This is a genomic window from Parabacteroides sp. AF14-59 (assembly GCF_003479515.1).
Classification (GTDB): Bacteria; Bacteroidota; Bacteroidia; order Bacteroidales; family Tannerellaceae; genus Parabacteroides; species Parabacteroides faecis.
Genome location: NZ_QUHH01000006.1, coordinates 111,092 through 123,249, shown reverse-complemented (window position 1 = coordinate 123,249; position 12,158 = coordinate 111,092). Strand labels below are relative to the sequence as shown.

Genomic DNA, 12,158 nt, shown 5'->3' with positions numbered 1-12,158 from the left:
ACCAATGTCGGTATTATCTGGTTCTCAAAACCAGGATTCCCTCCTCTATCGTCAATTCCGGCACAACCTCCGCACTGTTCAATGTCAGGCAATAAGGAACCGAATCTGCTAAATGATTTGCTTTCAAACGAGCCATATGATCCGTCGGATCGATATATGTCAGTAAGTTATTCCGATTATTCCTCCACATATCACGGGCTATGATTGCTGCATCGGTAGCCGGTTCATATTCACCGGTAGAGACAAGGACATCGACCAAAGCGCCTCCGAACAAAGTATCTTCTATATTCACCTTATCCTGCCAGCCGGAACACAATACGACAACGTCCCGCCCATGCTTCCGGCAAAAGTCCGCCACTGCCTGTAAATTGATAAATGCCCCAGTGATAACTCGATAAGCCGATTTAGCGATCGTTATCGCCTTCGTTCCGTTGGTTGTCGTAAAAATCACATCCCGACCGGTCACCTTCTCCGGTGTATAGTCGAATGGTGAATTTCCGAAATCAGCAAAATCACATCGTTTCACATTGCGTTCGGCCCCAACCAACCAGCCTTTTCTCTTATATTCCATCGCTTCCTCCACAGATGCAACCGGGCGGATACTACTTACTCCATTCTGAAAAGCCGCCGCCATCGTTGTCGTTGCACGGAATACATCCACCACAACAACGATCGCCTCCGGATCATGATATACCGGATACAGAGCCGGCGAAAAACAAACATCAATCTTCATCTCTTTTCATTTTTATCATCTTATATCATCCACAAAAATACTGGATAATTCGCTGAATACCTAATTCGGAGACTTCGCAACTACCTATTATATAAAAGATTCTATAATAAAAATGAGGATTAACCAAATTACCCTGATAAAATGTTATAGTATCTGCAATCGTCTATTTATTAGAAACCTTTTTATCATCCGCTTGTTTTTTTACTACATTTTGAAAACGTTTTAAACTAAATCGTATGAAAAGAATTGTATCTTTTATCGTCGTTTTCACTCTTGTTATAGGGGGAATGACACATGTACAGGCTCAGAGTAAAGCCGCAGAAAAAGCAGAGAAAAAGTTAGAAAGAGAAGCTAAAAAAGAAGCCAGAGAAGCTAAAGACGCTATCATGGATGAACAGGAATTCAACACAGCCATGCAAGCTATCAGCGACCAGTCTTTCGTTTTGGAGGCCAACTCCGTACAACCAATGAACGGAATGGTTTACTATGTGAACTCAAACACCAACTTCGTCTCATTGAACAATGGCCAGGCAATGGTACAGATCGCATCCAACTCACCGTACCCAGGTCCTAATGGATTAGGTGGTGTTACAGTCCAGGGTAGCGCATCAAACATTCAGACAAAGCAGGATAAAGACGGAAATGTCTACCTGTCTATGAGTGTTCAGGGTATCTTCATCTCTGCCACAGTAAATCTGACACTGATGAACGGCAGCAACAAAGCAACCGTAACAGTAGACCCGAACTTCTCAGGAAGAGACTTGACTATGGTAGGAACATTGATCCCATACGCTCAATCAAACATTTTCCAGGGAACAACCTATTAATTTAGTATCAACTCAGAATTAAATGAAGAAGATGTCTCAAAAGGACATCTTCTTTTTTGTTATCAGCTCCGGTCAGGACATAAAAAGAAGGTATCCTTTTTGGGGATACCTTCTGTATTTTTTAATAAGATTCTTATTTATCAAACGGGATCATATACTGAACAAATGCTTCGATCGCTTCATAAGAAGCCAGGCCCAAATCCTTGTACAGTTCAGCAGTAGCACGGTTACGGTCTTCAGCACGTTGCCAGAACAAACGTTCGTCATCGCCCAGGAACGGTGCGCTTTCTGCCTGTGACTGGTGTTTCAGAATCGCATTACGTTTGAAACGTAATTCTTCCGGACTGATAGGTACTGCCATTTCGATGTGGTCCATTTCCCATTCTGCCCATGCTCCGCGATACATCCAAACACGGCAATGTTTCAGCCATTCTTCGTCTTTCAATTCGTCGATAGCAGCCAATACAGCATCCAGACAAACCTTATGTGTTCCATGCGGGTCAGCTAGGTCACCGGCAACAAACATCTGATCCGGTTGGATTTCCTGCAACAGTTTCTTCACGATAGCCACATCGGCATCTCCCAGATCGTTCTTCTTTACAAGACCTGTTTCGTAGAACGGCAAATCCAGGAAGTGAACATTTTCATCTTTCACACCCGAATATCGGCAACCGTGACGAGCTTCTTCACGACGGATAGTACCCTTCATGAACAGAACATCTCTCTTTTCCGGTTCTCCGTTTTCTACTTTCTCGAAACGCAGATATTTGATGATCTCTTCCGCCTTATCCTTAACGCCCGTATCATTCGGAGAATATTTGTCACAAACATCACGCAGGTATTCGCAGTAACGGATTACTTCGTCATCACCTACAGCGATGTTACCGGAAGTTTCATAAGCGACATGTACATCATGGTGCTGGTCGCATAAACGGCGTAATGTACCACCCATAGAGATCACGTCATCATCCGGATGCGGACTGAATACGATCACTTTCTTAGGATACGGAGTAGCACGTTCCGGACGGTTGGAATCGTCTGCATTCGGCTTTCCACCCGGCCAGCCGGTAATAGTATGCTGGATATCGTTGAAAATCTTGATATTTACATTATAAGCAGATCCGTACAGGGCCAACAGTTCGCCCAAACCATGTTCGCTATAATCTTTGTTTGTCAGCTTCAGGATCGGTTTACCCGTTAACTGGCACAACCATACGATAGCACGACGGATCAGCTTGTTATCCCAATCGCAGTTGGTAACCAACCAGGGATGACTGATTCTTGTCAGTTCGTAAGCAGCAGACAGATCGATAACAGCTTTCGCATTCATATGAGTCTGCAAATAAGTAGAAGGAACTGTTTCGCTCACTTTTCCTTCAACCGTATTAGCAACAATATGCGCCTTATCTTCACCCCAAGCCATCAAAATCACATTTTTAGCTTTCAGGATCGTTGAAATCCCCATTGTGATTACACTTGCCGGAACATTTTCGATCGATTTGAATGTGCGGGCAGCTTCTTTACGGGCATCGTTATCCAGCAATACCAGGCGAGTACCCACATTTATAGAAGAACCCGGACCGTTAAAGCCAATATTGCTTGCATGACCTACACCCAACAGAATATAGTCTATACCTCCGAAGCTCTGGATATGCTGTTCATATTGTCTGCAGAATTCGAATATATCATCCTTCGGCATAGAACCGTCAGGCGAATAGACATTCTTCGGATCGATATCCACATGATCCAACAACGACTCTTTCAGATAAGCGAGGTTACTATTTGTTGAAGCGCTCAACGGATAAAATTCATATACATTAAATACAATCACGTTACGGAAGCTCAATTGTTCTTCCTTGTGCATACGGATCAATTCTTTAAAAACACTCTGAGGAGAACGGCCTCCGGATAATGCAAGAACAAAAGGCTCTCCGGCTTCCTGTTTCTTACGTATTTGTGATGCCAGTTCCTTTGCGATCGCAAAGGAACCTTCATTTGCCGATTCGTAGATGTTTGTCGGAATCTTTTCCAAACGGGTTAAAACAGATTGCTCATAAGCGTTTTCCGGACGATAATACCGGGTAGGTATACGCGTCAGGGTAATTTGAGAACTAAGGTTCGTCTTCATGTTTAATTACGATTTAGTACAACTTTTTTACTTGAATTACAAATATAACAATTCTCCGGCAAATAATGATTAAAGAACCCTATCAAAAATATCTATTTACCTATAAGTCGGTATAACTCCCCTGCCCACTACTTAATATGAATGGATTCGACAGGATCTTTTTTAGCTAAAGAATACGTTATGAATGAAATAGTTATAAAACTAATAACCAATGCAGCGACTCCCGGCAATAAAAGTATCACAGGATCCATATTGATTCGATAAGCAAAAGACTTCAACCATTCTCCGAGTGCAACCCAGATGATGGGTATCGCGATCAAGAAAGACAGCGCAATCCATTTAACAATTGAAACATTCAACAAAACGACAACTTCACTTATTGTAGCTCCAAAAACTTTCCGGATCCCAATTTCTTTTGAGCGGCTACTCGTGGAAAACCAGGTTACCGACAACAAATTGATAAAAGCAATGATACAAGCCAATATGACAAAATGCTTCAGAATCAAATTAAGATGAATTTCATCCTTGAACTGTTGATTGAAATAATCGTCAACATAGTAATATTGGAAAGGGAAATTATCGAAGGTTGCGTTATATCTTTCTTTTACATACGAAATCACATCCGCTTTGTTGTAATTCTCATTTACCTTGATCACATAATATCCCCAGAGCATATTTGTCCAGTTCACCAATATCAGTGAATGTGGTGTTTCAAACATTGAAACGAAATCGAAATCAGAACAAACACCAACTATTTCAGTTGTGTATGAGATCATTCCACTTTCCTCATCTAATGACAAGAGCCGCCCTACCGCCTCTTCAGGTTTTTCATATCCAAGGTTTTTCAAGGTTTTCATATTTATCATACAAGGAAAATTATCGGTTCTTTTATTGTCCGTAAAATTTCTCCCAGCTAAAAGCTTAATGTTATAATTACTCAACAAACTTGAATCAGCTATTATTATACCCGCTTTACCGCCCGATGATTTACCTACTTCTGTAAAACTGTAGTTGTATGGAGGCAAATCTCCCGGAATAATATTAGTGCTTGTCAACATTTCAATTCCAGGATAATTCATAAGATCATTGTCAAAGGCATTAAGATTTTTAACAAGTCGCGATTCTCTGCTAATATTTTTCGGTACAGCGATCGCAATAACATGATCGATATCGTAACCTTTATCCTTGTTTATCAAATATTTAATCTGTATATCGATTCCTATAATAACTCCAATTATTGCAATTAACGTAACAAATTGAACTACCGTTAAATACATTCTTAGAGTACTCTTTGAATTGTTATTAATCAACCGCAGGCAATTGTTCCGGTTTAGAGTATAGAAAGGAATAAATCCATTCAGGAAAATACTAATCAGGAAGACTATTGTAAAACCAATCCAAAAACTATGATTGGCAAGCGAGAAACCCAGCGAAAAGCCAAGGTTGTTCAACAAGTATCCTTTCATCAAAATCACCAGAATAATCGAACAGGCAAGGGCAACCACATGAATGATGAAAGATTCTAAAACAAAACTCACAAGAATATTCTGTTTATCAGCTCCTAACAATTTCTGAAGACCAAGCTTCAGTGAGTTTTTCGCCATACGTGTATAGGCAAAATACACATAGTTAAAACCGGCAAGAATGACAATTAATACACTAATAGCTAAAAGAATATTCAAATAACTGTTTTGAATATTTTCTGATAACTCTTCGCTCAAATGTGATTTTGTATGAATTTCGGTAAGAGGTTGAAGATGATATTTATGAACTGTGCCGGTGCTTTCAAAATAATGTCTCTTTTCGCTACTCACTAATTGATTCATGTTATCCTCAATCTTTTTAATATCTGTACCATCATTCAGTTCCAGGTATGTATAAAATTCAGCAGCCCCCCATTTATCCAAAACCGGCGGAGGTAAACGCATATTCTTATCGAAAGAAAAAAGCATTTGTGGCCTAAAATGTGCCTGTTTAGGAAAATCTTTGTAAACGCCCTGAATTTCAACATTAAATGCCGGATACATAAAGATCATCTTCCCACGGGGATCGTCATTACCAAAAAAATTATGTGCAAAACTCTCTGAGAGTAAGACTTTGTACGGTTCATTCAACAATTTAGAATGATCGTCGTTATGTAGAACCGTGACATTAAGTATGTCTAATATTGAGTTAGAAGCATAAAAACTGTATTCTTCAGAAAAGATATCATCATCAATCCGAAAATTTGAATTCGACAGTTTTCCTACGAAACCGGATTTTTTTACCTCTGGGTGTTTTTCTTTTAAAATCTCCCCTATACCTCTCTCACTTTTTGGTTTGGTTAAAACTTGTCCATTGGGAGAACAAAATTCGGTATAAATACGATAAATGTTTTCATGGTTATTTACATACTTATCGTAACTTCTTTCATAACCAATATAACTTGATAGTACAATAAATGTAAATATCCCAATTATTATTGAGAATATCATCGTCACTGTCGACAATTTATTCTTCTTAAAATTCCTGAAGACAAGCACTGCATCTAACCTATTCATTTTTTACACCTTTCTCTTTGTTTCCAAATCAATCCAACACATTCCGCCAATGGATATTTTACATATGGCTATGGACGATTTTCCATTGTCCGTTTATTTTCGAATAAACAATAGTCCATGCAAATTTGCCGGTTAGGGTACGCCCGTCTTCGAGGTATAAAGAATAATCTCCGGATGTGGTGAGCAATGCGGTATTCTCTCCTAAAACGGTAATCTTTTTATTAATGACGGTCAATTCTTGGGACTTACAACCTATCGCCTTTCCATTAAAATCGTCCATTACTCCTTTAAAAAGCGGGAAGAAACGTCCATTGATAATGAAGCCGGATTGAAAGCTATCGTCTACACAATCTGCCAGTAATTTTGCATCGAGGTTTTCTGCAGCATTAATACTATTTTCAAAAGCCGTTACAATCTCAGAAGTGATCTTTTCTTTTTGTTCAATCGTCAGTTCCTGTGAATATGCATTTAAACCGACACAACAAGACATAATCAAGATAGAAAATAAGCAAAATAAAGTTCTCATACTTTTCGTTTTATTCATTAGTAATAATATCAGAATATCTTTATCTGTATCCACAAGTTACTCAGGTCAATAGTAAACGGATATTTTACAAATATATCAGATTAAACCAGAAATAGGGTTATCTTCTTCAATTTTTTTGTTTAGTTACATAAAAAACGTTCCTCTCGTAAGTCTTCCATTATATCCGCGTCTTATCGTTCTTCGAAAGTCTTTCATATCTTTGCAGGACACATACAGAATATGAAAGGTGAAATTTTATATCAGAAGATCGCAAAGACGATCGCCTGGCAAATAAAAACAGGAATATGGAAACCTGGAGACAAACTTCCTTCTCTACGCACGATAAGCAGAGAATACGGTACAAGCCTGAATACGGCCATACAAGCCTATTATGAATTGGAAAAAGAAGGTTTTATCCTCGCCTCCCCCAAATCCGGATATTTCGTTAATTACAAGCCTTTACATCTATCTGCCCCTACTACGACCCAGCCCAAGATCAAATATGCTGCCGAAGAAAACAACGATTTGATATCGGAAGTGTATCGAACCATAGAAGATTTGTCGATCACCCGTCTCTCTCTGGGCGTACCGGAAGATATATTATTGCCGATAGCCAAACTTAATAAGGAGCTGGTCAGAGCGATGCGTTCACTTCCTGGCTCCGGAACAAGATACGAGGATACACAAGGCAGTCCTAAATTAAGAAAGTACATTGCCCGGTTCACATATAACTGGAACGGACTTTTGAGCGAAGACGACATCGTAACTACGTCAGGAGCCAGCCATGCTGTCTCATTAGCCTTGTCGGCCACCACACAAAAAGGAGATACAATTGCTGTCGAAAGTCCTGTATATTTCGGTTTACTTCAACTGGCAAACAGCATGGGACTCCGTGTTATAGAGTTACCGACAAATCCCGTTACCGGAGTCGAACCGGATGCTTTAAAGAAAGTCCTGCCACAAATTAAGGCATGCATACTGATCAGCAATTTCAGTAATCCGATAGGAAGTTGTATGCCCGAAGAGCATAAAAAGGCTGTGGTGAAAATGCTGGCAGACCATCATATACCGCTGATCGAAGACGATCTGTATGGTGACGTCTTTTTCGGAAATTCCCGTCCCAGACCCTGTAAAGCTTTCGATGAAGAAGGGCTAGTGTTATGGTGTTGTTCCGTCTCAAAGACATTGGCGCCCGGGTATCGTGTCGGTTGGATCGCTCCGGGCAAATTCAAAAAGGAAGTTCTTCGACAAAAGAACATTACATTAATATCCACACCGCCTTTGAATCAGGAAACCATCGCCAACTTTATGGAAAATGACAGATACGAAAACCACCTGCGCAAATTGAGACAAGAGTTACACGCCAATAGTCTCCATTTTGTACAGTCCATTATAGATTATTTTCCGGAAGAAACCAGAATCATTCATCCACAAGGTGGATTTATGATGTGGGTAGAACTGGATAAAAAAGTCGATACAACCGAACTATATTATCAGGCGATGCAGCAAAAGATCAGTATTGCTCCCGGAAGAATGTTTACCTTACAGGATCAATTCAATAACTGCATGCGCCTGAGTTACGGACATCAATGGACTCCTACCCTCGAAGAACGTTTAAAGACCTTGGGAGAGATCATCAAAAAATCAATGTAACCCATCGATATATTCTCTGATTACCTCTCCGATCATCTGAAGACCGGCATCTATTTTCTCCTCCGGCATATTAGAGAAATTGATCCTGAAGGTATTCTCTTTACCTCCATTGGGGAAAAAGGAACCTCCGGGCACAAAAGCAATTTTCTTCTCTATACATGTATCCAAAATCGTGCGTGACGAAATATTTTCAGGTAGTTCTACCCACGTAAACAAACCTCCTTCCGGCCGGGTATATTTTATATTGTCAGGAAAATATTTCCCTATACATTCTATTGCCACATCTCTGCGTTTCCGATAGATCGCTATGATTTTCCTAATATGTTCGTCTATATCATACCGATTCAGATATTCGGCAATGATCATTTGAGCAATTGTATTACATTGTAAATCTGACCCTTGCTTAACTAAAACATATTTCCGGATAATCTCTTTATCTCCGGCAATCCAGCCGATACGGAAACCGGGACAGAATATCTTGGAAAAACTCCCCGTACACAGGATATTCCCTTTTGCATCGAACGACTTGACAGAAGGTAATGGTTCCCCTTCAAACCTCAACTCGCCGTACGGATTATCTTCTACTACAGGAATACTATATTTAGCTGACAATTCCGCCAATCGTTTCCGTCTTTCCAGACTCCAGGTTTTTCCCGTCGGGTTCTGGAAAGTCGGTATTACATATATCAGTTTAATGCCGTTGGTTTTCTTTAAAACATCTTCCAGAAAATCCATGACCATGCCATCCCCATCTGTAGGTATTTCGATAAAATGGCATCCGTATGCTTTAAATGCGCTAATAGCAGCCAGATATGTCGGACTTTCACACAGAACAATATCCCCTTCGTCCAGAAAGACTTTACCGGATAAATCCAATCCCTGTTGCGAACCATGTGTAATAAGGATATTATCCTCATCGAAAGAAGTACTTAACCGGGTATTCATCCGGTCGGCAATCCACTTTCTTAAAGGGGCATACCCCTCTGTCGTTGTATATTGAAGTGCCTTCGTTCCCGACTCTTTCAAAACGACCCGGCTAACTTCATCAATTTCTTTTATTGGAAAAAGTTCAGGAGCCGGAAGTCCCCCCGCAAAAGAAATAACATCTTCCTTCTCTGTCACTTTAAGTATTTCTCTTATTTCCGAAGCCTTTATATCGGACATCCTTCTTGCAAACTGTAACTGCATACTATTTATCTGTTTATTAATTAAAACCTTATTATATAGGTAGAGATTGCAAAGTAAACCACAAAAGCAAAACAGAAACAGATATAATTTTATCTATATTGATAGGTACAGATAAAATGAAATGAGCCCGGTACAATACCGAGCTCATTATATAGAATCATAACGCTTTGATTAAGCCAATGTATTCGTTCCTTCCACCAAATGTCCCATCGACCAAACAGAACGGACATTCAATTTGCGGTCCAGAATAACGATATCAGCATCTTTACCACGCTGTAAAGAACCTTTACGATCACTAACCCCCATCAGGCGGGCAGGTGTCTCGGAAGCCATACGAACCGCATCAGCCAAAGGTACACCCGCATTCTGTGCCATGGTGCGAACCAGCACATCCATCGTAGCTATACTTCCAACCAACGAAGAATGGTCTGCCAGTTTACAAACGCCATCCTCGATAATGATACGGGGATCATCTATCGGCTTTCCTTCATTAGCTGCATAAGCCAAAGCATCTGTAGACAAACAAGTACGTTCCACACCTTTCAGTTTGTAAACCAGACGCAGGATTGTTGAAGGCAAGTGACGGCCATCGGCAATCACTTCCACTGTCATATCATCTTCCAGGAACACACTTTCTACCGTTCCTTCATATTTATATTCACGCCGCTTGTGGAACCCGGGCATAGCATTATAAAAATGAGCCGCATGCGTAAAACCGGCTTCATAAGCTGCTTTAATATCTTCAAATTCAGCCTCTGTATGAGAAACGGCTGCCAAGAGGCCTTTTGAACGGACATAACGGGCAAAATCCAAAGCTCCCGGTAATTCAGGACTTGCATCCCAACGTTTAATACAATTCGTACTTTCCAGCAACGATTTATATTCATCCGGATCAGGATCTTTCAATGCATCCGTCAGCAAACTGCCTGCCATCTTCGGATTCAGATAGGGTCCTTCCAACTGTAATCCCAACACAGGACTGTTTTTCTCTGCCATCACACTTTCACATAAGGCAACCCCTTTCCTGACTTCAGTCATGGGAAGCGGGGCCAATGTCGGGAAAATACATGTCGCACCATATTTCATGTGTGCGTTCACTGCTCCGTGGAAAGCTTCTTCCGTACATTCTTTAAAATCATAACCGCCGCCACCGTGTATATTCATAGCAACGAAACCCGGAATAATATACATTCCTTTGGCATCTACCACCGTAGCCCCTATCACTGCCAGGTCACTATTTGTTACTTCCAGTATTTTACCATCACTGATCAGAACAGAACCGTCTTTTAACCAACCTTGTGGAGTCAGGATCTGTCCGTTTATTATTTGTGTTAACATAACTTTCAATTCTCAATTTTCAACTTTCAATTCTCAAAACAGCTTATTGGTACCTTCCACCAATTTTCCCATAGCCCAGACAGCACGTACATTCAAATCTTTGTCCAAGACCATCAGGTCGGCATCCTTACCACGTTGCAAAGAACCTTTCCGATCGTAAACTCCCATGATACGGGCAGGTGTTTCAGAAGCCATACGAACAGCATCTTCCAAAGGAATTTCTGCTTTCTGTACCACAGTACGGATCAAACGGTCCATAGTAGCCACACTACCGGCCAAAGCCGAACGGTCGGCTAATTTACAAACCCCGTCTTCGATGATCACACGAGGATCGAAAGCCACCTGGCTGTCACTTGCAGCACAAGCCAATGCATCCGTGATCAAACAAGTACGTTCCACCCCTTTTACTTTATATACCAGACGGAGGATCGTCGGAGGAACATGAATACCGTCAGCCACCACTTCCACTGTCATATCATCGATCAGATAGATACTTTCCACCGTACCTTCATATTTATACTCCCGACGTTTATGGAAACCAGGCATCGCGTTATAGAAGTGCGTAGCATGTGTATAGCCGGCTTCGTAAGCAGTCTGGATATCCTCATACTCAGCCTGTGTATGACCGACAGCAGCCAGCACACCTTTAGAAGTAATATATTTACCGAACTGCATAGCTCCCGGCAGTTCCGGGGCTGCATCCCAACGTTTGATGCAATTCGTTTCTTCCAGTAAAGGAATATATTCTTCGGGATCCGGATTCTTGATATTTTCAGGGATCTGACCGCCTGCCATCTTCATATTAAAATAATGACCTTCCAGATGCAAACCCAGGATAGGACTATCCTTTTCAGCCATTAACTTTTCAGTAGTAGCCGCTGCCGCACGTATCATCGGGATCGTTGAAGAAGACAAAGTCGGGAAAATACTGGTCGTACCATGTTGCATATGGGCAGCCACCGCACCACGAAACGCATCTTCCGTTCCTTCCATAAAGTCACGTCCACCCCCACCGTGAACATGGATTTCCACTCCGCCCGGAACGATATACATTCCTTTGGCGTCAATCAGGTTCGCACCAACTATGGCCAGGTCACAGTTGGTCACTTCCAGAATCTTGTTATCACTAATCAGAACAGAACCATCTTTCATCCAGCCCTGTGGTGTCAGGATACGACCGTTAATAATTTGAGTCAACATAATATTTTGTCTATATAAATTAGGC

At 41.0% G+C, this 12,158-nt stretch carries 9 protein-coding genes; 2 read left to right on the top strand and 7 right to left on the bottom strand.

From position 1 onward, the window contains the following. Positions 1–13 precede the first annotated feature (13 nt). Positions 14–733 (bottom strand): 2-phosphosulfolactate phosphatase, encoded by a 720-nt coding sequence (locus DWW23_RS09015; protein ID WP_122352959.1) that lies wholly within the window; start codon positions 731–733, stop codon positions 14–16. A 236-nt stretch (positions 734–969) separates the two neighbouring features. Between DWW23_RS09015 and DWW23_RS09010 the strand changes: the two genes are divergently transcribed. Further along, the gene (locus tag DWW23_RS09010) at positions 970–1,560 is read left to right on the top strand and encodes a DUF4251 domain-containing protein (RefSeq protein WP_122352958.1); all 591 of its coding nucleotides are present in this window, start codon (positions 970–972) and stop codon (positions 1,558–1,560) included. 133 nt (positions 1,561–1,693) lie between these two features. On the opposite strand, the gene DWW23_RS09005 is transcribed toward DWW23_RS09010, so the two are convergent. The 3 genes from DWW23_RS09005 to DWW23_RS08995 form a co-directional block, all read right to left on the bottom strand. Next, positions 1,694–3,688, bottom strand: coding sequence for a glucosamine-6-phosphate deaminase (locus tag DWW23_RS09005; protein WP_122352957.1), 1,995 nt, complete (start codon positions 3,686–3,688; stop codon positions 1,694–1,696). A gap of 128 nt (positions 3,689–3,816) precedes the next feature. Continuing rightward, positions 3,817–6,228, bottom strand: coding sequence for an ABC transporter permease (locus DWW23_RS09000; RefSeq protein ID WP_122352956.1), 2,412 nt, complete (start codon positions 6,226–6,228; stop codon positions 3,817–3,819). A gap of 58 nt (positions 6,229–6,286) precedes the next feature. After that, positions 6,287–6,754: a nuclear transport factor 2 family protein gene (locus DWW23_RS08995; RefSeq protein WP_158583168.1), complete on the bottom strand. Its 468-nt coding sequence runs from the start codon at positions 6,752–6,754 to the stop codon at positions 6,287–6,289. A gap of 240 nt (positions 6,755–6,994) precedes the next feature. Between DWW23_RS08995 and DWW23_RS08990 the strand changes: the two genes are divergently transcribed. Then, the gene (locus DWW23_RS08990; protein ID WP_122352954.1) at positions 6,995–8,407 is read left to right on the top strand and encodes a PLP-dependent aminotransferase family protein; all 1,413 of its coding nucleotides are present in this window, start codon (positions 6,995–6,997) and stop codon (positions 8,405–8,407) included. Here DWW23_RS08990 and DWW23_RS08985 read toward each other — a convergent pair. From DWW23_RS08985 to nagA (DWW23_RS08975), 3 genes are all read right to left on the bottom strand, one after another. Beyond that, complete coding sequence (locus tag DWW23_RS08985) at positions 8,399–9,595, bottom strand: PLP-dependent aminotransferase family protein (RefSeq protein ID WP_122352953.1); 1,197 nt, start codon at positions 9,593–9,595, stop codon at positions 8,399–8,401. The two genes, DWW23_RS08990 and DWW23_RS08985, sit on opposite strands and share 9 nt — an antisense overlap. Before the next feature lie 171 nt (positions 9,596–9,766). After that, on the bottom strand, positions 9,767–10,933 hold the full coding sequence (gene nagA / locus DWW23_RS08980; RefSeq protein ID WP_122352952.1) for an N-acetylglucosamine-6-phosphate deacetylase: 1,167 nt from the start codon (positions 10,931–10,933) through the stop codon (positions 9,767–9,769). 33 nt (positions 10,934–10,966) lie between these two features. Further along, positions 10,967–12,133 (bottom strand): N-acetylglucosamine-6-phosphate deacetylase, encoded by a 1,167-nt coding sequence (gene nagA / locus DWW23_RS08975; RefSeq protein ID WP_007658849.1) that lies wholly within the window; start codon positions 12,131–12,133, stop codon positions 10,967–10,969. Between the last annotated feature and the right edge of the window lie 25 nt (positions 12,134–12,158).